The sequence below is a fragment of the Pseudomonas sp. R1-43-08 genome (assembly GCF_003852255.1).
Taxonomy (GTDB): Bacteria; Pseudomonadota; Gammaproteobacteria; order Pseudomonadales; family Pseudomonadaceae; genus Aquipseudomonas.
In genome coordinates, this window is sequence record NZ_CP027734.1 from 1,443,174 (window position 1) to 1,466,839 (window position 23,666).

At 61.8% G+C, this 23,666-nt stretch carries 19 protein-coding genes and 1 pseudogene; 8 read left to right on the forward strand and 12 right to left on the reverse strand.

Annotated elements, in window-relative coordinates; all coding sequences use genetic code 11:
- Nucleotides 1-76: 76 nt before the first annotated feature.
- The 7 genes from C4J87_RS06485 to C4J87_RS06515 form a co-directional block, all read right to left on the reverse strand.
- Nucleotides 77-1,711 carry an ATP-dependent DNA ligase gene (locus C4J87_RS06485; RefSeq protein WP_124366135.1) on the reverse strand — a complete coding sequence of 545 codons (1,635 nt, stop codon included), beginning with the start codon at nt 1,709-1,711 and terminating at the stop codon, nt 77-79.
- The gene (locus tag C4J87_RS06490; protein ID WP_124366136.1) at nt 1,708-2,712 is read right to left on the reverse strand and encodes a ligase-associated DNA damage response exonuclease; all 1,005 of its coding nucleotides are present in this window, start codon (nt 2,710-2,712) and stop codon (nt 1,708-1,710) included. The genes C4J87_RS06485 and C4J87_RS06490 overlap by 4 nt, the downstream gene beginning before the upstream one ends.
- A gap of 296 nt (nt 2,713-3,008) precedes the next feature.
- Nucleotides 3,009-5,450: a penicillin acylase family protein gene (locus tag C4J87_RS06495; protein WP_124366137.1), complete on the reverse strand. Its 2,442-nt coding sequence runs from the start codon at nt 5,448-5,450 to the stop codon at nt 3,009-3,011.
- A gap of 222 nt (nt 5,451-5,672) precedes the next feature.
- Nucleotides 5,673-5,879 (reverse strand): SEC-C metal-binding domain-containing protein, encoded by a 207-nt coding sequence (locus tag C4J87_RS06500; RefSeq protein ID WP_124361637.1) that lies wholly within the window; start codon nt 5,877-5,879, stop codon nt 5,673-5,675.
- The gene (locus C4J87_RS06505) at nt 5,876-6,358 is read right to left on the reverse strand and encodes an LEA type 2 family protein (protein ID WP_124366138.1); all 483 of its coding nucleotides are present in this window, start codon (nt 6,356-6,358) and stop codon (nt 5,876-5,878) included. The genes C4J87_RS06500 and C4J87_RS06505 overlap by 4 nt, the downstream gene beginning before the upstream one ends.
- Nucleotides 6,359-6,380: 22 nt before the next feature.
- Entirely contained in the window at nt 6,381-6,851 is a 471-nt protein-coding gene (locus C4J87_RS06510) for a YchJ family protein (RefSeq protein ID WP_124361639.1), read from the reverse strand.
- A gap of 4 nt (nt 6,852-6,855) precedes the next feature.
- Nucleotides 6,856-7,353: a DUF6231 family protein gene (locus C4J87_RS06515; protein WP_124366139.1), complete on the reverse strand. Its 498-nt coding sequence runs from the start codon at nt 7,351-7,353 to the stop codon at nt 6,856-6,858.
- Between the two features lie 187 nt (nt 7,354-7,540).
- Here C4J87_RS06515 and C4J87_RS06520 point away from each other — a divergent pair, with 187 nt between their 5' ends.
- A complete protein-coding gene (locus tag C4J87_RS06520) occupies nt 7,541-8,299 on the forward strand; it encodes a collagen-like protein (protein WP_124366140.1) in 759 nt (252 codons plus the stop codon).
- Nucleotides 8,300-8,378: 79 nt separating this feature from the next.
- On the opposite strand, the gene C4J87_RS06525 is transcribed toward C4J87_RS06520, so the two are convergent.
- Nucleotides 8,379-8,843 (reverse strand): CopD family protein, encoded by a 465-nt coding sequence (locus C4J87_RS06525; RefSeq protein WP_124366141.1) that lies wholly within the window; start codon nt 8,841-8,843, stop codon nt 8,379-8,381.
- Nucleotides 8,844-8,942: 99 nt separating this feature from the next.
- Between C4J87_RS06525 and dinG the strand changes: the two genes are divergently transcribed.
- From dinG to C4J87_RS06555, 6 genes and pseudogenes are all read left to right on the forward strand, one after another.
- Nucleotides 8,943-11,087: an ATP-dependent DNA helicase DinG gene (gene dinG / locus C4J87_RS06530; protein WP_124366142.1), complete on the forward strand. Its 2,145-nt coding sequence runs from the start codon at nt 8,943-8,945 to the stop codon at nt 11,085-11,087.
- A gap of 89 nt (nt 11,088-11,176) precedes the next feature.
- Nucleotides 11,177-13,486: a beta-galactosidase gene (locus C4J87_RS06535; protein ID WP_124366143.1), complete on the forward strand. Its 2,310-nt coding sequence runs from the start codon at nt 11,177-11,179 to the stop codon at nt 13,484-13,486.
- A gap of 82 nt (nt 13,487-13,568) precedes the next feature.
- Nucleotides 13,569-14,714: a serine hydrolase domain-containing protein gene (locus C4J87_RS06540; RefSeq protein ID WP_124368943.1), complete on the forward strand. Its 1,146-nt coding sequence runs from the start codon at nt 13,569-13,571 to the stop codon at nt 14,712-14,714.
- 143 nt (nt 14,715-14,857) lie between these two features.
- Complete coding sequence (locus tag C4J87_RS06545; protein ID WP_124366144.1) at nt 14,858-16,018, forward strand: OmpA family protein; 1,161 nt, start codon at nt 14,858-14,860, stop codon at nt 16,016-16,018.
- Between the two features lie 27 nt (nt 16,019-16,045).
- Nucleotides 16,046-16,692: pseudogene (gene pdxH, locus C4J87_RS06550) on the forward strand (pyridoxamine 5'-phosphate oxidase).
- Nucleotides 16,693-16,948: 256 nt separating this feature from the next.
- Nucleotides 16,949-17,413: a glycine zipper 2TM domain-containing protein gene (locus C4J87_RS06555; RefSeq protein ID WP_065886131.1), complete on the forward strand. Its 465-nt coding sequence runs from the start codon at nt 16,949-16,951 to the stop codon at nt 17,411-17,413.
- A gap of 480 nt (nt 17,414-17,893) precedes the next feature.
- On the opposite strand, the gene nhaA is transcribed toward C4J87_RS06555, so the two are convergent.
- Nucleotides 17,894-19,078 (reverse strand): Na+/H+ antiporter NhaA, encoded by a 1,185-nt coding sequence (gene nhaA, locus C4J87_RS06560; protein WP_124366145.1) that lies wholly within the window; start codon nt 19,076-19,078, stop codon nt 17,894-17,896.
- Between the two features lie 217 nt (nt 19,079-19,295).
- Between nhaA and C4J87_RS06565 the strand changes: the two genes are divergently transcribed.
- Nucleotides 19,296-20,390 carry a PLP-dependent cysteine synthase family protein gene (locus tag C4J87_RS06565; protein ID WP_124366146.1) on the forward strand — a complete coding sequence of 365 codons (1,095 nt, stop codon included), beginning with the start codon at nt 19,296-19,298 and terminating at the stop codon, nt 20,388-20,390.
- Nucleotides 20,391-20,499: 109 nt separating this feature from the next.
- Here the strand turns inward: C4J87_RS06565 and C4J87_RS06570 are convergent, their stop codons facing one another.
- The 3 genes from C4J87_RS06570 to C4J87_RS06580 all read right to left on the reverse strand — a co-directional run bounded on the left by C4J87_RS06570 (nt 20,500) and on the right by C4J87_RS06580 (nt 23,588).
- Nucleotides 20,500-22,113 (reverse strand): NAD(P)/FAD-dependent oxidoreductase, encoded by a 1,614-nt coding sequence (locus C4J87_RS06570; RefSeq protein WP_124366147.1) that lies wholly within the window; start codon nt 22,111-22,113, stop codon nt 20,500-20,502.
- Between the two features lie 108 nt (nt 22,114-22,221).
- Nucleotides 22,222-22,893, reverse strand: coding sequence for a COG3650 family protein (locus C4J87_RS06575; protein ID WP_124361650.1), 672 nt, complete (start codon nt 22,891-22,893; stop codon nt 22,222-22,224).
- A 95-nt stretch (nt 22,894-22,988) separates the two neighbouring features.
- The gene (locus C4J87_RS06580) at nt 22,989-23,588 is read right to left on the reverse strand and encodes a short chain dehydrogenase (protein ID WP_124366148.1); all 600 of its coding nucleotides are present in this window, start codon (nt 23,586-23,588) and stop codon (nt 22,989-22,991) included.
- Nucleotides 23,589-23,666: the final 78 nt, after the last annotated feature.

The following is a 23,666-nucleotide window of genomic DNA, read 5'->3' on the forward strand; positions in this document are numbered from 1 at the left end:
GGCAGTGGATCAGACACAAATGCTGTGACTGACACACCGCCATCGGGAGCAAGCCCCCTCCCACAGTTGATTTGTGTCAGGTCAGTAGATCCTGCAGCGTGGCGAGATTGTCGGCTTCCTCCACCGGTTTGTCCTGGCGCCAACGCAACATCCGTGGGAACCGCACCGCAATCCCGCTTTTATGCCGCTTGGACAGGGCGATGCCTTCGAAACCCAACTCAAACACCATGCTCGGCGTAACGCTGCTGACCGGGCCGAATTTTTCCACCGTGGTTTTGCGCACGATCGCGTCGACCTTGCGCATTTCTTCGTCAGTCAGCCCGGAATAGGCCTTGGCGAACGGCACCAGGGTGCGCTCGCTGCCCGGCGGGCCGTCCCACACCGCGAAGGTGTAATCGCTGTACAGGCTGGCGCGCCGGCCATGGCCGCGCTGAGCGTAGATCAACACCGCGTCGACGCTGAACGGGTCGACCTTCCACTTCCACCACAGGCCCATATCCTTGGTGCGGCCCACGCCGTAGAGGCCTTTGCGGTCCTTGAGCATCATGCCTTCCACACCCAGGCTGCGGGAGGCTTCGCGCTGCTCGGCCAACGCTTGCCAGGTTGGCCCCTCAAGCAGCGGGGAGGGCAATAACACCGGTTGGTCACACGCTGCGATCACGCTTTCGAGCTGCGCACGCCGTTCAGCCAGGGTGTGGTTGCGCCAGTCGTCGCCCTGATGCTCCAGCAGGTCGTAGGCCAGCACCGCCACCGGCGCATCTTCCAGCACTTTTTTACTCAGGGTTTTGCGGCCGATCCGCTGCTGCAGCAGGGCGAAGGGTTGCACCGCGTCCTTCCAGACCACGATCTCACCGTCGATCACCGTGCCATCCGGCAAGCCACTGACCAGGCTGTGCAGCTCGGGGAAACGCTCGGTCACCAGCTCTTCGCCGCGCGACCACACCCACAGGCGCCCCTCACGCTTGACCAGTTGCGCGCGTATGCCATCAAACTTCCATTCCACCTGCCAGTCGGCGGGGGCGCCGAGCAGGGCATCGAACTGCTCCACTGGTTGCGCCAAGCCATGGGCGAGAAAAAACGGATAGGGCTGACCGCCACGTTGCGCATGTTCGTCGGACGATTCGGCAGCGATCAACTTGAGGTAGCCCGCAGCCGTAGGGCGATTGGACAAGTCGGTGTAGCCCACCAGCCGTTGCGCCACGCGCTTGCTGTCGAGCCCGGCCATGGCGGCAAGTGCGCGGGTCACCAGCAGCTTGGACACGCCCACGCGAAAGCTGCCGGTGATCAACTTGATGCACACCATCAGGCTCGGTTGATCCAGCTGCGCCCACAACGCAGGCAGGCGTTCGGCCAGTTCAGCAGGTGCAAGGCCACGCAGCGGCAGCAGCTTTTCTTCCAGCCACACCGCCAGGCCGTCTTCGGAGGTGTAGGTCGATTCGGGTAGCAGCAGGGAAATCGTCTCGGCCAGGTCGCCGACGGACTGGTAACTCTCTTCGAACAACCACGGCTCGATGCTCGCCGCTTGTGTCGCCATATCCCTCAGCAGACGGGTCGGTACCAGTTGCCGCGGCCGCCCGCCGGAGAGGAAGTACACCGCCCATGCCGCATCCTCCGGCGGTGCCTGCTGAAAATAGTCTTGCAGCGCCGCGAGCTTGGCATTGCTGGAGGTCGTCGCGTCGAGGTTGGCGTACAGCTCGGCGAAGGCTTTCATGCGCTGGCCTCCTCTTCGTCATCGCCATATTCGGTGCTGAAACCCTGGGCATCCAGGCCTTTTTCGCGCAGATGGCGCACCAGTACGCCGACCGAGCCGTGGGTGACCATCACCCGTTCGGCGCCGGTCTGTTCGATGGCCCACAACAGTCCGGGCCAATCGGCGTGGTCCGACAGCACAAAGCCACGGTCGACCCCGCGCCGCCGCCGAGTCCCGCGCAGGCGCATCCAGCCGCTGGCGAACGCGTCGCTGTAATCGCCAAAGCGGCGTATCCAGGTGCTGCCGCTGGTGGAGGGCGGGGCGATGATCAAGGCCTGACGCAGCAGCGGGTCGTTTTTTTTGAAGTCGCCGGCGTATAGCGTTTCCGGAATGTAGACCCCGGCTTCGCGGTACACCCGGTTCAACGGCTCGACGGCGCCATGGCTGAGGATCGGGCCGATGCTGGCATCGATGCCATGCAGAATGCGCTGGGCCTTGCCGAAGGAATAGCAGAACAGCACGCTGGCTTTGCCGGCAGCGATATTGGCCTGCCACCAGTCATTAATGCCGGCAAAAATCTGCGCCTGCGGCTGCCAGCGGTAGATCGGCAGGCCAAAGGTAGATTCGGTAATGAAGGTGTGGCAGCGCACCGGTTCGAACGGCGCGCACGTGCCATCGGGCTCGACCTTGTAGTCGCCGGACGCGACCCAGACTTCGCCCTGGTATTCCAGGCGCACCTGGGCCGAGCCCAACACATGCCCGGCCGGATGAAAACTCAAAGTCACACCGTGGTGCACCAACTGTTCGCCGTAGGCCAGGGTTTGCAGGTTGATGTCCTGGCCCAGGCGCGAACGCAGGATGCCTTCGCCGGGGGCGGCGGCCAGGTAATGTTGATTGCCGGTGCGGGCATGGTCGCCGTGGGCATGGGTGATGACGGAGCGTTCCACCGGGCGCCAGGGGTCGATGTAGAAATCCCCGGCGGGACAATAGAGGCCTTCGGGTCGGGCAATGACAAGGTCCATGGGGTGACCGAGGAGGTGGGCTTATCATTTAGGAGGATATGACGGTGGGAGAAGTTCTATCTGAATGCATGGGGCCCAAATGTGGGGGCTTGCTCCCGATAGCGGTGTGACAGGCGACACATTCATTGACTGAACTACTGCTATCAAGGATCGTTCCCACGCTCCCGCGTGGGAATGCAACCCGTGACGCTCTGCGTCACCTGTGCACGGTAGCTGAAACTCGGCTCGGTTCGCGCGACTCGGAGCGTCGCAAAAGGCATTCCCACGCAGAGCGTGGGAACGATCAGAGCGCCGGGTTACTTGCCGGGTGTCAGGGTCAACCGGGTCTTGCCATACACCTTGTCAAAATTCTGCGGCTGCATCGGGAAGCTCAGGTATTGCGCCTTGAGCGACGGGTCGATGCCGTTGGCATAGTTCGGGCTGGCCGGGTTGCCGGACTGGCCGGTGCCGCCCTGGCCCATCATCGGTTCCGGCTGGCCGAAGTCGACAATCATGCGCAACGCCGACGTCTGGGCCGCATTGAAGTCCTGCCCCCAGCGGTACGGTGCCGGGTTCAGGGTGTTGTGGTCGCCACCACTGGCCAACGGGCCACGGATCACCTGGCCGCTGGTGGTTTTCCAGGTGGTGGTGTGCAGCTTGCCCCATTGCCAGGCCTTGTGATCAGCGCCCAGCAGACTGTCGCCGGTGCTGATCGTGGCGGCCAGGGTGCGTGCGAGGATCGCCGGCTTGTCTTCTTTGTGCGGCGTGCGCGTGTCATCCCACAGCGGGCTGTCTTCACGGCCCAGCAAATGGTCTGCGGTGGCTGAGTAGGACAGGCTGGCGTTGCTGACAAAGGCTTTCCAGCTGGCGCTCTGCTCCGGACCGAGTTTGTCGAGGAAGATCTGTCTGGCGCTCTCTTGCAGGAACAGCTCGTAGAGCGCCGCGTCGGCGGACGTTGGCGCAAGGCGACCATCGAAGGCCATCAGGCGGCCCAGTGCTTCGCGCGCCTTGGCCTGTTCGGCCGCAGGCAGCGCATCGATTGCCTGTTTCAGCGGCTGGGCCATGCCCGGCGCCTGGAACATGCCCTTGAGTTTGGCGGCAAAGAGGGTGGTCTGGTCGTATTGCATGGCGATCAGGCTGCGGCTGTCATGCTTGCCAGCATTGGCCAGTTGCGCCAGGCGCTCGCTGCGCTCCGGCGCATCCCAGGAATTGGACAGCTGCATGCCATAGCCACGCGGGGCGGTGCGCTGGTTGGCGGTGCCGATCCAGCCTTGCGCCGGGTCCTGGTCATAGGGATGCAGCATGGCGTCGGCGTAACCGTCCCAGTCAAAGCGCGTATCCCAGCCCGGCGAGGGCAGCAGGCCTTCGCCTTCGCGGCGGTTGGGGAAGCGGCCGGTGACTTGCCAGCCGATGTTGCTGGCGTCGGCGAAGATCATGTTCAACGCAATGGCGCGAATTTCGCGGGTGGCGTCCGAGGCCTTACCGGCGTTTTGCGCGCGGGACAGGTCGAAGAACGCATCCAGGCTCTTGTCGTCCTTCAAATCAGCGGTTTGCAGGGCCAGGCCATAACCGCTGGTGAGGGCCTGGCTGCTGTTGAGCAAGGCGCCGTGGCGGGTTTCGTACACCACGTCGCGAACCGAGCGTTGGCCTTTGACGAAAAAGGTCTCGTTACGCACGCCAGCCGGTAGCCATTTTCCGTTGTTCTCGTAGTACAACGCGCTGCCCTGGCGTTTGACCTTCTCCAGGAACAGGTCTTGGGTATCACCCTTGACCGCGCTCATGCTCCACGCGACCTTGCCGTTGAAGCCCGACAGCAGGGTCGGCAGGCCGGCAATCGACGCGCCGGCCGCCTGATATTTCGGGGCACGGATCTGCACATAGCTCCAAGGTGACGGCGCTTGCGGCTGGGCGGCGAGGTCGTTGGCCAGCAGGCTTTTGCCGCTGCGGCTGCGTTGCGGCCCGATGGCCCAGTTGCTGGACGTGGTCACGCCCAGGGCATTGAGGCTGTTGAGTTGCTGGCTGACCGTGTCCAACCCGGCGAGGCCGGTGATCTGGCTCAGGTTCACGCCCTTGAGTTTATCGGCTTCGGCCAGCGGGATGGCCTCGTCCGGCGCGCTTGGGATAAGCCAGGCGAGCTTGTCGACACCGACTTTCTGCGCCAGCACCAGCGACGAAATTTCTTCCTGCAGGTTGCTCGACTCGCTGAAATTCAGCAGGCAGAACAGCAGCGCCGAATCTTCCGGTTTCCAGTACTCGGGCTTGTAGCCGGTCTGGGCCAGGTCGGTCGGCAGCTTGTCGCGGTAGCGGAACAGGTAGGCGTTAACGCCCCGTGTGTAGACTTCAAAGAACCGCTTGAGCCGTGGCGATGAGGCGTTGTACAGCTCGCCGGCGCTCTTTTTAAGGTTGACCGCGCGCATGAAACGGTCGACATCGAGTACCTCAGGGCCGGACATTTCCGCCAGACGGCCCTGGGCCAGCAGCCGCAGGGTGACCATCTGCGTGATCCGGTCGCTGGCGTGCACATAACCGAGACTGAACAGCGCGTCGTGGAAGGTGTTGCTTTCAATCAGCGGCATGCCCTGGGCATTACGGCGTATCGACACGTTTTGCGCCAGGCCCTTGATCGGCTGTACGCCGGCCATGGGGGGCAGGGTGTCCTGGGTGCTCTGGAGCTGGCAACCGGCCAGGCTTAACGCACTGGCCACTGCCGCGGCAACGCCGAACCGGGGAAGAAAATGTGTAAGGGCTGGCGAGGCCATGGCAAAGCTCCTGCGGGGGGTAGCGTCATTAAAGGCGCTACGTTAGTGAGCGCGGCGAAACGACGCAAGCGGGAGTTTTGTAATTACGTGAGTACTCAGGCTTATGCGCAAATCAATGTGGGAGGGGGCTTGCTCCCGATAGCGGTGTATCAGTCGACATAGGCATCGACTGGATGACCGCTATCGGGAGCAAGCCCCCTCCCACATTGGATATTGGGTAGCTTAAGCGCCGTGGCACTTCTTGAATTTTTTCTCGCTGCCGCAGGGGCAAGGGTCGTTGCGACCAACGTCTTTCAAGGCGTTGCGCACCGGCTCCTGGTGAGCGTGGCCGCAGTTCGGGCCGTGGACATGGCCGTGGTCGTGATCATGGTGATCGTGACCATGATCGTGGTTGCAGTCAGGACCATGGACATGGGGTTGCTGAGTCATCGATGTCGCTCCGGAATAAAATCGCCGGGGATTATCTCGCCATTGTGGGCCACCTGCACGTCATTACCGATGAATAATCCGGTTTTCAGCTCGCCTTCCAGGCGATAGGGTACAGGGCGGTCGGGATTCTTCAGCATCTGCACTACATTGCGTATGCGTGGCCACAGGTTGGTGCGCACCGACACCCGGAAGAATTTATGACTGCGCGGCGGCACGGTCAGCCATTCGTTGGACTCACCTTCGGTCAGCACCAGATCGCCAAGGGTGACCTTGTAGATCAGGCCACGCACGGTCAGATCAGCGTCGTCGCGGTTGTCCACGCGAAAGTAGAGCTTGAACTTCTGCTCCAGCAGCTTGGCCCGCACCACTTCGACATTCACCAGGGAGACGTGGGGCGGCGGCGAATCGTCGGTAAACCACGAGGCGCAGCCGGTCAGGCCCAGGGTTAACGCCAGCATCAAGCTGAAGGTGCGGAGCATTGGCGTTATCCCTGTCAGGTCGTTAAAAGTAGCTGGAACAGCACTTCTTGAATTTCTGTCCGCTGCCACACAAACATACATCATTACGCCCGGCCTTCACCTCCACCGTCGGATCGATGAAGTACCAGTGCCCCTCGTTCTGTACGAAAGAAGAGCGTTCACGGTGGCTGTGTTCACCAGCACTGTCGTGCCAGCGCGCCGTGAAGGTGACAAAGGCGTGCTCCGGCTGGCCGCCGAACACTTCTGAGCTTTCCACCTCAAGGCCGAGCCAGGTGCTTTGAGCGCTCCAGGCGGCAATCGCGTTGCGATCGAGGCCCGCTTGCTGCGCCGGCAGGGTGGTGCTCACCAGATAGTCCACCAGTCCCAACACGTAGGCGCTGTAACGCGAACGCATCAGCGCCTCGGCAGAGGGTGCCGGGTGGCCGGCGTGGTAATGGCCGCAGCAGGCGTCCAGCAGATTGCCACTGCCGCAGGGGCAAATGGATGTACTCATCGTGTTACCACCAATACTTTCCAAAATTTTCCGGATTGGCCCAGAAGCGGGCGTTGAGCCAGTCCGGCACTTGTTTATAGTCAAGCAGATCGTAGGTAAACAGCGTCAGCACTTGCTCATCACGCTGGAAACGCTCACCGGCTTGCAACGCCAGGGAGAAAAAGTCGGTGTCCTTCCAGGCGCAGGCATCCATGTCCACCAGCACCGCGATGCGACTGGCATTGAGGTTACGGATACCACCCAATAACCTCAGACCCTGGGGTTTGGGCAGGTGTTCAAGGCAATCGACCACCAGCGCCAGGTCAAAACGCTGCGCCGCCAGGTCGGCAGGCAGTGGCCCGGGTTGCGCAACACTGACGAGCACATCGGGGTGCGCCGTTTTAAATGCATCCAGTGCCGGGAAGTGGCTGGCGCCCAACAGCAGCAGGCGTTTGGGAGCGTGCAGGTCCAGCAGCGCAGCCAACGCTTGCTGGGGCGTACGGGCAGAAATTCCAGCGGTCATCGCAGATCCTCACATCAGGACCGTAGAGACTAGCGCGCCTGGGCGTGCGGGCCTAGAGCATCAGGGTAATACCGCCGGCACTTGAGTCGTTGCGTGCGAAGTTTTTTGATCCTTCACTGGCAAAGCGCCTGCAGAAGTCGTTACTGTGCGTCCAAAGAAAAATTTGAAAACACTCGGGAGCCCCATGATGCGTAAGGTTTTTCTGCTGGCCCTGTTGGTCAGCCCCGTTGCCCTGGCCCAGAGTGTCAGTGTCGAAACCAACTCGTTGATGCGCCTGCCCAGCAGCACCAGCGTGTTGCAACTGGAGCGCCTGGACGTGGCGGACTACGGCACCCTGCTGATTCCGGCCACCATCAGTCAGATCGCGGTGGAAGAACTGCATCTGGGGCGTGACGCGCGCATCGCGATTGTTCCTGGCAATACCGCGCTGCAGTTGCAGGTGCGCCAGGCGCAACTGGAGCACGGCAGCCAGATCACTTCCCGAGGCGCACCCGGCACTCATGAAAAACCGGCCAAAGCCGGGCGTGACCTGACCTTGCGTGTTAATTCGCTGACAGCCGAAGAACTGTCGGTGGATGCCCGTGGTGGCGCCGGTGCCCAAGGGTATGCGGGCCTGGATGGCGCCAATGGCGTCGACCCAGGTTGCACCTGGGGTTCAGCCGGGCGCGGGTTCAATGGCGATAACGGCGGCGATGGGTTGCCGGGGGCGTCGGGGGCAACGGTGCGTATTGAGCTGCCTCAGGATTTCCCTGGCGACAAGATCAAGGTCTTGGTGGACGGCGGCGCCGGTGGTTTGGCCGGTGTAGCGGGCAAACCTGGCAAGGGCGGGCAGTCCAAGGGCTGCCTGGTGTACCGCGCCGATGGCGGCGACAAAGGCCGGCCTGGGTTGGAAGGGCAGCCGGGGCCGGCTGGGCCTGCGGGGACTGTGACCATTCAACGGCTCTGAAGCGCCGTAGCTTCAAGCTTCAAGTTTAAAGCTGCAAGTTCAAAGCTTGCAGCTTCAGGCTTGAAGCTTGGCGCTGTGCTTAGAACATCGGCCGAGCCGAAGCAATCGCCACCACCACCAGCCCCACAATCAAGTTAACACCCACCAGTTTGCGAATCTGCCCCAATGCAGCCGCGCCCGCCGCCCAATCCTCAGCCGCCACCGCCGTCTTCAACGCCGGAAACTTCAATGCCTGGATGCGAATAAACAGCGCCGTCATCACCAGGTACAAGCCCATCATCACCTGTACATAACGCGGTGCGGTTTCAAAGCCGTTGAAGCGCAGGTGCAGCAGGCCGACGCCGCTGATCGGCAAAATCAGCACCGCCACCCACACCCATACAAAAAAACGTTGAAACACATTTGCCCACAGCTTCAGCCGGGCAGGGCCCTCAAGGGCCGCCATGGCGGCGGGGCGCAGGATCATCCAGGCGAAAAACATACCGCCGACCCAGATCAGGGCGGCCAATACATGCAGGGTGTAAGCGAGGCTAAACGCGGTCATTGTGGTACTCCGTTCTGCGCGGGATTAATTAGCGGGGTATGATAGCGGCCGATCCGAACCACTGAAAATTTATCCAGCGTTTTTTGCGCCCGACTATCCATGATCAGCACTGAACTCAAAACCACGATCCAGGGCGCCTATACGCGTTTTCTCGAAGCCAAGAGCTTGAAACCGCGCTACGGCCAACGCCTGATGATCGCCGAAGTGGCGAAAGTCCTCGGGGATATCGACACTGACGACGAGGGCCGCCGCGCGGGCGAACCGGCGATCGTGGCCGTCGAGGCCGGCACCGGCACCGGCAAGACCGTGGCCTACAGCCTGGCTGCGATCCCCACCGCCAAGGCCGCGGGCAAGCGCCTGGTGATCGCCACGGCGACCGTCGCACTGCAAGAGCAGATTGTCTACAAGGACCTGCCCGACCTGATGCGCAATAGCGGCTTGAGCTTTACCTTTGCCCTGGCCAAGGGGCGTGGCCGCTACATGTGCCTGTCCAAGCTCGACGTATTGCTGCAGGAAGGCCACGCGCAGACCGCCACGGCTTCGCTGTTCGAAGAAGAAGGCTTCAAGATCGAGGTCGATGAGGCCAGCCAGAAGCTGTTCACCAGCATGATCGAGAAACTCGCCGGCAATAAATGGGACGGTGATCGCGACAGCTGGCCCACCGCCCTGGAGGATTCCGACTGGGCGCGCCTGACCACCGACCACAGCCAGTGCACCAACCGCCATTGCCCCAACTTCGGCCAGTGCGCCTTCTACAAGGCCCGCGAAGGCATGGGCAAGGTTGATGTGATCGTCACCAACCACGACATGGTGCTGGCCGACCTGGCCCTGGGCGGCGGCGCCGTACTGCCGGACCCGCGCGACACCCTGTACGTGTTCGACGAAGGCCATCACCTGCCGGACAAGGCCATCGGCCACTTTGCCCATTACACGCGCCTGCGCTCTACCGCCGACTGGCTGGAAACCACCGCCAAGAACCTCACCAAGCTGCTCGCCCAGCATCCGCTGCCCGGTGACCTGGGCAAGCTGATCGAACAGGTGCCCGAGCTGGCGCGGGAGATCAAGACCCAGCAGCAGTTCATGTTCAGCGCCTGCGAGCAGGTGGCCGACTTCAAGCCCGGCGAAGATGTGGAAGGCCGTGAGCGGCCGCGTCACCGGTTTGTTGGCGGGATGATTCCCGAGCATATGCGCGAAATGGGCATTGAACTGAAGAAAGGCTTTTCACGCCTGACCGACCTGTTCACCCGTCTGACGGACTTGCTCAAGGAAGGCATGGATGGCGAGGTCAATATCGGCATCGCCAGCAACCAGGCCGAAGAGTGGTACCCGCTGTTCGGTAGCCTGCTGTCCCGCGCCCAGGGCAACTGGGAGTTGTGGACCGCCTTTACCGTCGAAGACCCGGAAGACAACCCGCCCATGGCGCGTTGGCTGACCTTGTCGGAAAGCGGTGCGCTGTTCGATATCGAGGTCAATGCCAGCCCGATCCTTGCCGCCGAAATGCTGCGCCGCAACCTGTGGAACGTAGCCTACGGCTGCCTGGTGACGTCGGCCACGCTGACCGCCCTGGGCACCTTCGACCGCTTCCGCATGCGCGCCGGCCTGCCGAAAAAGGCTGTCACTGCGGTGGTGCCGAGCCCGTTCCACCACGCCGACGCCGGCGTGCTGCGGGTGCCCGACCTCAAGGCCGACCCACGGGACGCGCCGGCGCATACGGCGGCGATCATCCGCGACCTGCCCGGATTGGTGGAAGGCTCGCGGGGCACCTTGGTGCTGTTTTCGTCGCGCAAGCAGATGCAGGACGTGTTTGACGGCCTTGATCGCGACTGGCGTAAACAGGTGTTTATCCAGGGTAACTTGTCCAAGCAGGAAACCTTGAACAAGCACAAGGCGCGGGTCGATGGCGGTGATTCCAGCGTGTTGTTCGGCCTGGCGAGCTTTGCCGAGGGCGTAGACCTGCCCGGCGCCTATTGCGAACACGTGGTCATCGCCAAGATCCCGTTCTCGGTGCCGGACGACCCGGTCGAAGCCGCGCTGGCCGAATGGATCGAAGCCCGAGGCGGCAACCCGTTCATGGAAATCTCGGTGCCCGATGCTTCCCTGAAACTGGTGCAGGCCTGCGGGCGCTTGCTGCGCACCGAGCAGGACCGGGGCACCATCACCTTGCTCGATCGCCGCCTGGTCACCCAGCGCTATGGCAAGGCCATCTTGAATGCCTTGCCGCCGTTCAGGCGCGAAATTTCTTAAGCCACCGTGGGCAAATTCGCCCACGGCGTGGTCTATCTCACTGTATGTCACCAGGCCAGCCATCGGCCGTTTGGGAGAACCTTGTTCGTATGATTCGCACGCTGCCCGCTCTTTTTGCCCTGCTGTTCGCTGCGCCCTTGATGGCCGCACCGGCCGGGCAACAAACTCTGTTCAACTTCGTCCGGCCCGCCGATGTGGTCAAGGTGGCGACCCAGGACGCCAGCCTGCCGCAATACAACGCCGAACAAACCCCCGAAGGCGAGGTGCTGCGCCGCATCACCTTCAACCCGGCCGCCGAACCGAGCCTGGTACTCAGCCCGCAAACGGGCGTGTGGGACTGGTCGCAATCGGGCGCCATGAGCCTGCGTATCCAGAGCGCCATGAACTGGGCGTTGACCCTCTACGTAAAAGTACAAAGTGCCGACGGCAAGACCCTGGTCAGCCGCATCGACCTGCCGGCCGGCCCGGCCCAGACCTTGCTGGTGCCGCTGCAAGCCCACTCGCCGCTGAGCCAGGGCATGAAGGCCGGCCCGCCGATGCCGATGACCATGGACGGCCAGCGTGTGTTGCTGGCTGCCAGCGCCGGGGAAATCGACCGCAGCCAGGTGGTGTCGGTGACGCTGTCGATGATCAAGCCGAATGCCGCGCAAAGCATCCTGCTGGAGCGCTTTGGCGTGCAGGACAGCGAGCCGGTGATGAAAGCTGCCTACAGCGAACTGGTGGACGCTTACGGCCAGTCCACCCGCGCGCGCTGGCCGGAAAAAGTCAGCAACGACGAGCAGCTCAAGGCTGCGGCGGCCAAGGAGCAACAACAACTGAAGGTGTGGCTTGCCGAGCGTGACAAGTCGTCCCTGGATCAATACGGCGGCTGGAACAAGGGCCCGGCGTTCGACGCCAGCGGTTTCTTCCGCACCGAAAAGCGCGACGGTCGCTGGTATCTGGTCACACCCGAAGGCCATCCGTTCTACTCGCTGGGTGTCAACACCGTGGCCCCGGACAACAGCCAGACCTACGTGGCCGGGCGTGAGTGGATGTTTGCGGCGCTGCCCAAGGCCGGCGAGCCCTTCGACAAGTACTACGGCAGCGGCGATAACCGCACCGGCAACGGCGCGGGCGAGGGGCGCGGTTTTGGCGCAGGGCGTTGGTATGATTTTTATGGCGCCAACCTGCAGCGCACCTATGGCACTGAAACCGGCACCGACGGTTTCGACCAGAAGCGCTGGGTGAGCCACACCCTCGATCGCCTGCAAGCCTGGGGCTTCAACACCGTGGGCAACTGGAGCGATCCGGACCTGGCCACGGCCGACCGCGTGCCCTACACCTTGCCGCTGTCGATTGTGGGTGACTACGCCAGCATCAGCACCGGCACCGACTGGTGGGGCGGCATGCCCGACCCGTTCGACCCACGTTTCGCCATGGCCACTGAACGCGCCGTGGCCATTGCCGCTCGCGATCATCGCGACGACCCGTGGCTGATCGGCTTCTTTGCCGACAACGAACTGGCCTGGGCCGGCCCTGGCGACGATGCAAAATCCCGTTACGCCCTGGCCTACGGCACCCTGCGCATGACCACCGACGTACCGGCCAAGCGTGCCTTCCTCAAGCAACTGCGCGACAAATACCGCAATGAAGAAGGCCTGTCGAAGGCCTGGGGTATCCATTTGGCCGGCTGGGAACTGATGGAAGACCCTGGCTTCGAGCCGCCGATGCCTGACCCGGAGCATCCCGAAATCGAGGCTGACTTCAAGTATTTCCAGAAGACCTTCGCCGACGCTTACTTCAAGACCATTTCCGATTCGTTGAAATGGCACGCGCCCAACCAGTTGCTGCTGGGTGGGCGTTATGCGGTGAGCACCCCCGAAGCCGTGGCAGCCTGTGCCCAGTACTGCGATGTGTTGAGCTTCAACATGTACACCCTCAAGCCCCAGGACGGTTATGACTTCGCCGCCCTGCGTGCACTCGACAAGCCGGTACTGATCACCGAATTCAATTTTGGCTCGACCGACCGTGGCCCGTTCTGGGGCGGCGTGACCCAGTTGGCCGCCGAAGAAGAGCGTGGCGCGGCGTACGCGGCCTTCCTCAAGCAAGCCATGGCGGAGCCGTCGATTGTCGGCGTGCACTGGTTCCAGTATCTGGACCAGCCGGTGACCGGGCGTTTGCTGGACGGTGAAAACGGCCACTTCGGCCTCGTTGGCATTACCGACGTGCCCTTTCAGGGCTTTGTCGACAGCGTGCGCAAAAGCAATCTCGCGGCGGTCGACCAGTTGGGTAAGGCGGCCGAAAAGGCCAAGGCGGCCGGTGCGGCACGCGAGAGCGAGGGCGGTCGGGCAGGCCAGGCCGGCAAAGACGCAGGCCAGGGCGCCGGGCACGCTGGCGGGCACTCCGCAAATGGGCATTGATTCGTCGTTGATGGGTTCACAAAACCCCTAATGGCTGGAACAATGTCGGCCACCTTTCATGATGTTTTTCGAGGTCGCTCAGGTGCAGATTCAGGGTCATTACGAGCTCCAGTTCGAAGCGGTACGTGAAGCGTTCGCCGCGTTGTTCGATGACCCTCAGGAGCGCGGCGCCGGGCTTTGCATCCAGGTCGGCGGCGAGACAGTCGTCGACCTGTGGGCCGGCACCGCCGACAAGGACGGCGCCGAAGCCTGGCACAGCGACACGATCGTTAACCTGTTCTCTTGCACCAAGACCTTCACTGCGGTCGCTGCGCTGCAACTGGTGGCCGAAGGCAAGCTGAAGCTGGACGCGCCCGTGGCCGAGTACTGGCCGGAATTCGCGGCGGCGGGCAAGGAATCCATCACCCTGCGCCAGTTGCTCTGCCACCAGGCCGGGTTGCCGGCGATCCGCGAGATGCTGCCCGCCGAAGCCTTGTACGACTGGCAACTGATGGTCGATACCCTGGCGGCCGAAGCGCCGTGGTGGACACCCGGCCAGGGCCATGGCTACGAGGCGATCACCTATGGCTGGTTGGTCGGCGAGCTGCTGCGCCGTGCCGACGGGCGCGGGCCTGGGGAGTCCATCGTGGCGCGGGTGGCGCGGCCATTGGGGCTGGATTTTCACGTCGGCCTGGCGGACGAAGAGTTCTATCGTGTCGCCCATATAGCGCGCAGCAAAGGCAATATGGGCGATGCAGCGGCACAACGGTTACTTCAAGTAATGATGCGTGAACCCACGGCCATGACTACCCGTGCATTTGCCAACCCACCGTCTATTCTGACCAGCACTAATAAACCCGAGTGGCGGCGTATGCAGCAACCGGCGGCAAATGGTCACGGGAATGCACGGAGCCTGGCCGGGTTTTATAGCGGTTTATTGGACGGTAGTTTGCTGGAAAGCGACATGCTCGAACAATTGACCCGTGAACACAGTATTGGCCCGGATAAAACCTTATTGACCCAAACCCGTTTTGGCCTGGGTTGCATGTTGGATCAACCGCAGTTGCCCAATGCGACATTCGGCCTTGGCCCGCGCGCCTTTGGGCATCCCGGGGCAGGGGGCTCGGTAGGGTTTGCCGACCCAGAGCACGATGTAGCGTTCGGTTTCGTGACTAATACCCTGGGGCCCTATGTACTTATGGACCCACGTGCGCAGAAGTTGGTCGGAATATTGGCCGGTTGTCTATAAACCCCTTGCTGTTTCACAATTTTTTGTTACAAAGACACGTATAAGAAGACGCTGAACGCAATGATGTAACTTCAATGTTCTTTAAGCGTCGGTTTAACGGGGCACCTGGCCCCCCTGGTTTTTTCTCATTTTGTGGATATCTCATGTTATCGAACAAGTCCTTGGCACTGGCGCTGTGCCTCACTATTACCGGCTGTGCACAAACACCACAGAATGATACCGAAGGTGGGCACTGGTGGTCATTTGGGTCCGATAAGGCTGCTACCAAGGACGCAGTGACCCAAACCGACGCCAAGCCGGACGCCAAGCCCGCTGCCGGCGCCAAGGATGCCGCGCCTGTTGCCGCTGCCGCTGCCGCAGCACCTGCTCCGGCAGTCAAGGCTGACACAGGCTCCAGCTGGTGGCCCTTCTCCACCAAGAGCGCCGACGAAAAGGCCGCCGAGGCCAAGGCCGACCTGAAAGCTGACCTCAAGGCCGCAACCCCGGCTCCGGACGGTGCTCCGGTCGTGGCCAAGACCGATACCGAAGCCCACTGGTGGTGGCCGTTCGACACCAAGCCAAAGCCGCTGGCCAAGGTCGATGTGACCAACGTGCCGATGCCTGATCCGAAAATCACCCAGGCCTGGTTGGACGATTACGAGCCGCGCCTGCGTGCCGCCATCAAGGACAGCAACCTGCAATTGGAACGTCGTGACAACGTGCTGGTAGTGATTGCCCCGGTGGACGGCTCCTACAACCCGAAACGTCCAGCGATGCTGCTGCCGGTGACCCTGGGCCCGTTCACTCGCGTCGCCAAGGCCGTCGAAGCGGATCCAAAGACCGCCGTACTGGTGCTGGGCCACGTGGATGCCACCGGTAGCGCGCCGGCCAGCCAGGCGCTGAGCAAAGAACGTGCGCAGTCGATTGCCTCGATTTTCAGCCTCAGCGGTTTGAAGCAGGATCGCCTGATGCTGCGTGGCATGGGCGACCTGATGCCGCGTGCCGCCAACGACAGTTCCCAGGGCCGTGCGCTGAATCGTCGCATGGAAATCATGTTCACTCAGCGTACAACTATGTTGGCGCTGCTGAACAAGTACAACTCGGGCAAGACCCCGCCTGTGGCGGAAATGGTTGCCGTGCAGGATGTTCCCGCACCGGCCCCGGCGGTAAAAGCCCCTGCGAAGAAAGCGCCAGCCAAGAAGGCCGCCGCCAAGCCAGCTGCTAAAGCCGCAAAAAAAGCCCCGGCCAAACCGGCTGCGAAGAAACCCGCTCCGGCCAAGGCAAAGGCTGCTGCACCGGCGAGTAACGACCAGGCGAAAAACTGATCCGTTGAACCAGAAGGATAACGCCGCATGACCCAGGCACTGGCCGATATGCGCCGTGACTACACACGGGACGGTTTGAGCGAGGCCCAGGCCCCGGACGAGCCGTTTGCCTTGTTCCACCAATGGTTCGCCGATGCGGTGAAAACCGAGCAGGCACCGGTGGAGGCCAATGCCATGACCCTGGCCACGGTCGACCAGGAGGGTCGACCGCACTGTCGCATCCTGTTGCTCAAGGGCCTGGATGCGCAGGGTTTTACCTTCTTTACCAACTATCAGAGCGCCAAAGGTGAACAACTGGCGGCGCGGCCATTCGCGGCAATGACCTTTTTCTGGCCGACCCTCGAGCGCCAGGTGCGCATTGAAGGTCGCGTGGTCAAGGTCACGCCTGAAGAATCGGATGCGTATTATCAGGTACGACCTCTGGGCAGCCGCCTCGGGGCGTGGGCATCGCCGCAGAGCAAGGTCATTGGTGATCGCGAAGAACTGCAGGCGCTGCTGAAGGCGACCGAACAGCGTTTCAGCGACACCCAGCCCGACTGCCCCGAGCATTGGGGGGTTATCGCTTGTTGCCCGAGCGCATCGAGTTCTGGCAAGGCCGCGCCAGCCGCCTGCATGACCGTCTCAACTATCGGCTGCAAGCGGGCCAATGGACGCGCGAGCGTCTGGCGCCCTGAGCGTCCCCTTTCGTCATCTAATTTGAATCATGCCCTTTGCGCCGAAGTCTTTATGCAGGAGACTTCGGCGTTTTCGGCTGTATGGCTACACTGACTAACCACGCTATGGCATGTTTTGGTTAAGCTACCGTTCGTCGAGCTGTGTGGTGCCGACAGCCTGTACTCAGGCTGAATGAAAGCACTTTTCTGCCTGGCTCGCCGTGACAGGCGCCAGGCTGCAGCGTTTAATGAATACCTGTCCTTTGGAGTTGATGCTATGCGTAAGTCCGTTTTACTAGTTGCCTGCTTTACCACCCTGTCATTGCTGTTGGGTGGCTGCGCCTCGAGTCTGACCGGCGACTCGTACTCCCGTGACGAGGCGCGTCGTGTACAGACCGTCCGCATGGGTACCATTGAATCCCTGCGTCCGGTCAAAATCGAAGGCACCAAGACCCCAATCGGCGGTGCTGCGGGTGCAGTCATCGGCGGCGTTGGCGGCAGCGCCATCGGCGGCGGCCGTGGCAGCATCGTCACTGCTGTGATCGGCGCGGTAGCCGGTGGCCTGCTGGGCTCGGCCACCGAAGAAGGTCTGACCCGTACCCAGGGCGTGGAAATCACCGTTCGTGAAGACGACGGCAGCATGCGTTCCTACGTACAAGCCGTGCAGGAAAATGAAATTTTCCGCATTGGCGACCGTGTGCGCATCATGACGGTCGACGGCACCAGCCGCGTTACTCGCTAAACGCGTAGGCAACAGGCAAAGAAAAACCCCAACCGGGTGACTGGTTGGGGTTTTTTGCTTGTGGGCCTTATCTTTTTAAAAACGCATAAGTTGCAGGCAATAAAAAACCGCCTTAGTAGGGCGGTTTTTTATCGCAAGGCCATTATAAAGCTTGTCTTGCATGCTCACAGAACGCAATGACATGTCGGAATCCTACTGTCGGTTGATGCTTCACGCAAGATGCAGCTCTAAGAGGAACTATCGCTTCTGATACTTTTTTTGTCAGAAAAAATGGCAATAAATATTCCGGGCCACCCTGCGCTTAGTCACAGCTTCGAAGGGCCGCTCAGCTAGTATCGACGCCGTTCTTAGTGAATGCCCTGCGTGTTTATCACGTATGGGTATTCCTGCGGGACAGCTTTGATGACCTGTAAGGTCTGAGAAGTGGAGCCGCCTCGATTCAGGTCGAGGCGGCTTTTTGGTGTTTGGATGTCACCTCAACTATGAAATTACGGCTTTCTTGCGACTTGCCATCGCCGTCACCGCATAACCAATAAACGCTGCCACTATCGACCCGGTCAGAATCCCCATGCGATCCTCGCCGGCGAACTCGCTGACCCCCGGTACAAATGCCAATGAGCCGACAAACAGGCTCATGGTAAAGCCGATACCGCACAGGATCGCCACGCCCAGCACCTGGCCCCAGTTCGCACCGCTGGGCAGTGAGGCGATGCCGGTCTTGATGGCCAGCCAGGTAAGGCCGAACACACCGATGGTCTTGCCGATCAACAGGCCGGCGGCGATGCCCATGGGCACAGGGTGGGTGAAACTCTCAAGGCTGACGCCGGTGAGGGACACCCCGGCGTTGGCGAATGCGAACAGCGGCAGGATGGCGTAGGCCACCCACGGGTGCAGCGCATGCTCCAGGGTCAGCAGGGGCGAGGTTTCGGCATTTTTGGTGCGCAATGGAATGCAGAACGCCAGGGTCACCCCGGCCAGGGTAGCGTGGACGCCGCTTTTGAGCACGCACACCCACAGGATCAGGCCGATGATCATGTACGGCCCGAGCTTGACCACCCCCAGGCGGTTCATCGCGATAAGGGCGACCAGGCAGGCCGCTGCACCCGCCAGGGATGCGCCGGACAGGTCAGCGGAATAGAACAGCGCAATGACGATAATGGCACCCAGGTCGTCAATGATTGCCAGGGTCATCAGGAACAGTTTCAGCGACACCGGCACGCGCTTGCCCAGCAGCGCCAGGACGCCGAGCGCAAAGGCGATATCCGTGGCCATCGGGATCGCCCAGCCGGCGAGTGCTGCAGGGTTGTCCTTGTTCAACGCCCAATAGATGAGCGCGGGGACGACCATGCCGCCGATAGCCGCCGCGCCGGGAAGGACGACCTGGGACGGTTTGGACAGGTGTCCATCGAGCAGCTCGCGTTTGACTTCGAGGCCGATCAGCAGGAAGAACAGGGCCATCAGGCCGTCGTTGATCCACAGCAAGGCGGGCTTGGCGATTTGCAGCGCGCCAACCTGTGCCACCACCGGGGTGTCGAGAAAGGCGCCATACAGGTGCGACAAAGGTGAGTTGTTGATAATCAGCGCCAACGCGGCAGCGGCGATCAACAACAGGCCGCTGGCGGCTTCCAGCTGGAAAAAACGGGTGAATGTGCTTCGCAGAGGCAAGGGATGCTCTCCAATCCAGGTTCAATAGGTGGGTACCCTAACCCGTACCGTTAGTTGTTAAAACAAAAGTTATATTCTTATTTGTTATAAGCGTTGATCAGAGTGGGCGTGGTTTCAAAGCCTAGCAATTGTGTGTCCAATTGAGTCCTCACTGTATCTGTGTGCAGTGTAGGAAACCCCCTAATATCGGGGCTGAAATTCTTAGAGAAACCTCCTCATGAGCGATCACCGTCCCTGGGCCCGCGAAGCCATTCGTATCATTGAAGCGGATTTCCAGCGCAGCGCAGACACCCATCTGATCCCTTTGCCATTGCCGGGTTTGCCGGGTATCGAGTTGTATTTCAAGGACGAATCCAGCCACCCGACCGGCAGCCTGAAACATCGGCTGGCGCGCTCGCTGTTCCTGTACGCGTTGTGCAATGGCTGGCTGAAGCCGCACGCCCCCGTGATCGAGGCCTCCAGCGGTTCGACGGCGATCTCCGAAGCCTATTTTGCGCGCCTGCTCGGCCTGCCGTTTATCGCCGTGATGCCCGCCACCACTTCCCAGGAGAAGATCGCCCAAATCGCCTTTTATGGTGGCAAGAGCCATCTGGTGCAGGATCCCACGCAGATCTACGCCGAATCCGAACGTTTGGCCCAGGAAAGCGGCGGCCACTTCATGGACCAGTTCACCTACGCCGAGCGCGCCACCGACTGGCGCGCGAACAACAACATCGCCGAGTCGATCTTCCAGCAATTGCGTTTCGAGCAGCACCCGGAGCCGAGCTGGCTGATTTCCAGCCCCGGAACTGGCGGCACTACCGCGACCCTGGGGCGCTATGTGCGTTATCGCCAGCATTGCACGCGAGTGCTATGTGCCGATGCCGAACGTTCGGTGTTTTTCGATTATTACCTGAGCGGCGACGCCAGCCTGCGTCTGGACTGCGGCTCACGGATCGAAGGGATTGGCCGGCCACGGGTCGAAGCCTCGTTTTTGCCCGCTGTGATCGATGCGATGGTCAAGGTGCCGGATGCGCTGTCTCTGGCGGCCATGCATTACCTGGCCGAGCGGTTGGGGCGGCGCGTGGGCGGTTCCAGCGGGACCAACCTGATCGGTGCTCTGGTAGCTGCGCAGCAGATGAAAGCGGCGGGGGAGTCGGGGTCGATCGTGGCGATCTTGTGTGATGGCGGCGAGCGCTATGCCACGACTTACTATGATCAGGCGTGGCTGGCGGCGCAGGGCTATGAGTTGCAAGGGTTGATCGCGGCCGTTGCGGCGAGTGTCGAGCAGGGTGAGCCACTGCCGGCCAGCATCCTGCGTGCCAATATCTGACACGCCGCAAACCAAATGTGGGAGGGGCTTGCTCCCGATTGCGGTGCGTCAGTCAAAAACCTTCAGACTGACCCACCGCTATCGGGAGCAAACCCCCTCCCACATTTTTTCAGGCCTCGATGCCCAGCATATCCCGCGCCAATGCCTCGGCAATCCGGATCCCGTCAACGCCTGCCGACAGGATCCCGCCGGCATAGCCCGCGCCTTCGCCGGCCGGGAACAAGCCTTTCACGTTGAGGCTCTGCATCGACTCGTTGCGGGTAATGCGCAGCGGCGATGAGGTGCGCGTCTCGATACCGGTCAAGACCGCATCGTGCAGCGAGTAGCCTTTGATCTGCTTTTCGAACGCCGGCAAGGCTTCACGGATAGCTTCGATGGCGAAGTCCGGCAGGGCCAGGGCCAGGTCACCCAGGGCTACCCCAGGCTTGTAGGACGGTTCTACGCTGCCGATGGCCGTGGACGGCCGGCCTGCGATGAAATCGCCGACCAACTGTGCCGGGGCCTCGTAATTACTGCCGCCGAGCACGTAGGCATGGGACTCCAGGCGCTCCTGCAGTTCGATACCGGCGAGCGGGCCGCCTGGGTAGTCCACCTCAGGCGTGATGCCGACCACGATGCCTGAGTTGGCGTTGCGCTCATTGCGCGAGTATTGGCTCATGCCGTTGGTCACGACGCGATTGGGCTCCGACGTCGCGGCCACCACGGTGCCGCCAGGGCACATGCAGAAGCTGTAGACCGAGCGACCGTTCTTGGCGTGGTGCACCAACTTGTAATCGGCGGCGCCGAGTTTCGGGTGCCCGGCGTATTTGCCCAGGCGCGCGGCGTCGATCAGCGACTGTGGGTGCTCGATCCTGAAGCCCACCGAGAACGGCTTGGCCTCCATATACACGCCACGGCCGTGAAGCATGCGGAAAGTGTCGCGGGCGCTGTGGCCCAAGGCGAGGATCACGTGCCTGGAGAGGATCTGCTCGCCGCCGTCGATGACCACGCCCTTCAACTGGCCCTCCTCGATCAGGACGTCGGTAACCCGTTGTTCGAAGCGCACTTCACCGCCCAGGGCAATGATCTGCTGGCGCATGTTTTCCACCACGCCGGTCAGACGGAACGTGCCGATATGCGGCTTGCTGACATAGAGAATCTCTTCCGGGGCGCCGGCCTTGACGAACTCATGCAGCACCTTGCGACCGTGGAATTTCGGGTCCTTGATCTGGCTGTACAGCTTGCCGTCGGAGAAGGTCCCGGCGCCGCCTTCGCCGAACTGCACGTTGGACTCGGGGTTGAGTACGCTTTTGCGCCACAGGCCCCAGGTGTCCTTGGTGCGCTGGCGTACTTCCTTGCCACGCTCGAGGATGATCGGCTTGAAGCCCATCTGTGCCAGCAGCAGCCCGGCGAAGATGCCGCATGGGCCGAAACCGACCACCACCGGCCGTTCGACCAAGCCTTCCGGTGCCTGCCCCACTACGTGGTAACTGACATCCGGCGCCGGATTGACGTTGCGATCATCGGCGAACTTGAGCAGCAGGGCGGCTTCACCCTTTACATTCAAGTCGACGGTGTAGATGAAGCACAGCTCCGAGGACTTCTTGCGGGCATCGTAGCTGCGCTTGAACAGGGTGAAATCGAGCAGGTCATCACTGGCGATGCCCAGGCGCTGCACGATGGCGGGCCGCAGGTCTTCTTCGGGATGGTCGATGGGCAGCTTGAGTTCGGTGATTCGTAACATGACAGGATCCGGTAGGCGGCGGGCAAGAAGGCCGGCTGTTTTGCAAACCGGCGATTATAAGCCCCAATGGCGTCTTTCCGTCAGGTTAAAAAACAGCGCAGGACGCAATCAGTCGTCCCGCGAGCCACCAAAGGCTGCGCAACCACGCTGGACCTGGCCGTTGACACGCAATTGGGCGGTCATGTGCTGCAGGCTGCCGCTCACGCTGTCGACGCATCGCTGCGGGGCGACCCACAATTCGATGTGCTGGTTATTGGCGTCGGTCATCAGGTTGAAGCGCCCGTCACCCAGTTGCTCTTCGACATAAGGCACTGCCAGGGGCGGTTGGCCTTCGCGCTCCAGCACCATGCCCTTGGCCGTGACGCTCATCGCCCAGGCCGGCTTATGGCCGTTTGCCCGCAGGATCATGCGCTTGAAGTCCGGGTCGCCACAGGCTGAGGTCGAGCGCTCGACGCGATACAGCTGTTGCAGGTCCACCGAACCCTGGGTGCCGCTGGCAACGCCGGAAAACTTGCCACGCAAATCTGCAAACAACGCGCCCTGCTGACCGGCCAGCGAGGCGGCTTCCTGCAGGATGCTGGTGCCACCGGTGTCGTTGACCACGTAGTTGCGCTGGTCGTTGCAGGGCTGGAACAACAGCTTGCCGTCCACCGCCGTCAATTCACCCTGCATGCGGGTCAGCCCGGCGGTAGACAGCTTGGCGGGCTCGCTGTCGAACATCTGGCAAGCGGCGAAGAAGGGGAACAGGGCTAGCAACGTTAGGGTCGAGGCGGCACGCATTTTCGGTCTCCAGACAAGTGCCGCCACGTTACGCAGGCTCGCGCCGCATCACAAGCCCGTGGCCCAGCTTCAGGCGATTCTTACAGATCTGAAACTCAGCCCACGACAAAGGTCTGACCGGTCTGTAAGCCCTCGACACTTTTTGCATAGGCCAAGGCCACTTCAGCGCCGGCGACCGGTTTGAATCCACGGAAGTACGGCGCATAGCTGCCCATGGCTTCCACCAGCACCGTCGGGCTCACGGCATTAATGCGCAAGCCGCGTGGCAGTTCGATTGCCGCTGCTTTGACGAAGGCATCCAGCGCGCCGTTGACCAGGGCCGCCGAGGCGCCGGTGCGAATCGGATCGCGGTTCAAAATGCCGCTGGTAAAGGTAAACGACGCGCCGTCATTGGCGAACTCCCGGCCGATCAGCAGCAGGTTGACCTGGCCCATCAGCTTGTCCCGCAGGCCCAGTTCGAAGTCGGCTTCGCTCATGTCGCCCAGCGCCACGAAGTTCACGCTGCCTGCCGCGCACACCAGCGCGTCGAACTTGCCGGTCTGCTCGAACAGCGTGCGAATCGAGGCGCTGTCGCTGATATCGACGTGGAAGTCGCCGCTGTGGCGGCCGATGGCGATCACCTCGTGACGCTGCGCCAGCTCTGCCTTGACCGCTGAACCGATCGTGCCGTTGGCACCAATCAAAAGAATTTTCATCGTGTTGTTCCTTCAGAGGCTGGGTGAAGGTTGAGTCTAGGGTGGCTTTTTCACAGGATAAACCTGCTAATAGGCAAC

What these genes read in the sequence shown, in the direction of transcription:
- C4J87_RS06485 (WP_124366135.1), bottom strand. Translation starts at nt 1,711, where the DNA reads ATGAAAGCCTTCGCCGAGCTGTACGCCAACCTCGACGCGACGACCTCC.
- C4J87_RS06490 (WP_124366136.1), bottom strand. Translation starts at nt 2,712, where the DNA reads ATGGACCTTGTCATTGCCCGACCCGAAGGCCTCTATTGTCCCGCCGGG.
- C4J87_RS06495 (WP_124366137.1), bottom strand. Translation starts at nt 5,450, where the DNA reads ATGGCCTCGCCAGCCCTTACACATTTTCTTCCCCGGTTCGGCGTTGCC.
- C4J87_RS06500 (WP_124361637.1), bottom strand. Translation starts at nt 5,879, where the DNA reads ATGACTCAGCAACCCCATGTCCATGGTCCTGACTGCAACCACGATCAT.
- C4J87_RS06505 (WP_124366138.1), bottom strand. Translation starts at nt 6,358, where the DNA reads ATGCTCCGCACCTTCAGCTTGATGCTGGCGTTAACCCTGGGCCTGACC.
- C4J87_RS06510 (WP_124361639.1), bottom strand. Translation starts at nt 6,851, where the DNA reads ATGAGTACATCCATTTGCCCCTGCGGCAGTGGCAATCTGCTGGACGCC.
- C4J87_RS06515 (WP_124366139.1), bottom strand. Translation starts at nt 7,353, where the DNA reads ATGACCGCTGGAATTTCTGCCCGTACGCCCCAGCAAGCGTTGGCTGCG.
- C4J87_RS06520 (WP_124366140.1), top strand. Translation starts at nt 7,541, where the DNA reads ATGCGTAAGGTTTTTCTGCTGGCCCTGTTGGTCAGCCCCGTTGCCCTG.
- C4J87_RS06525 (WP_124366141.1), bottom strand. Translation starts at nt 8,843, where the DNA reads ATGACCGCGTTTAGCCTCGCTTACACCCTGCATGTATTGGCCGCCCTG.
- dinG (WP_124366142.1), top strand. Translation starts at nt 8,943, where the DNA reads ATGATCAGCACTGAACTCAAAACCACGATCCAGGGCGCCTATACGCGT.
- C4J87_RS06535 (WP_124366143.1), top strand. Translation starts at nt 11,177, where the DNA reads ATGATTCGCACGCTGCCCGCTCTTTTTGCCCTGCTGTTCGCTGCGCCC.
- C4J87_RS06545 (WP_124366144.1), top strand. Translation starts at nt 14,858, where the DNA reads ATGTTATCGAACAAGTCCTTGGCACTGGCGCTGTGCCTCACTATTACC.
- C4J87_RS06555 (WP_065886131.1), top strand. Translation starts at nt 16,949, where the DNA reads ATGCGTAAGTCCGTTTTACTAGTTGCCTGCTTTACCACCCTGTCATTG.
- C4J87_RS06565 (WP_124366146.1), top strand. Translation starts at nt 19,296, where the DNA reads ATGAGCGATCACCGTCCCTGGGCCCGCGAAGCCATTCGTATCATTGAA.
- C4J87_RS06570 (WP_124366147.1), bottom strand. Translation starts at nt 22,113, where the DNA reads ATGTTACGAATCACCGAACTCAAGCTGCCCATCGACCATCCCGAAGAA.
- C4J87_RS06575 (WP_124361650.1), bottom strand. Translation starts at nt 22,893, where the DNA reads ATGCGTGCCGCCTCGACCCTAACGTTGCTAGCCCTGTTCCCCTTCTTC.
- C4J87_RS06580 (WP_124366148.1), bottom strand. Translation starts at nt 23,588, where the DNA reads ATGAAAATTCTTTTGATTGGTGCCAACGGCACGATCGGTTCAGCGGTC.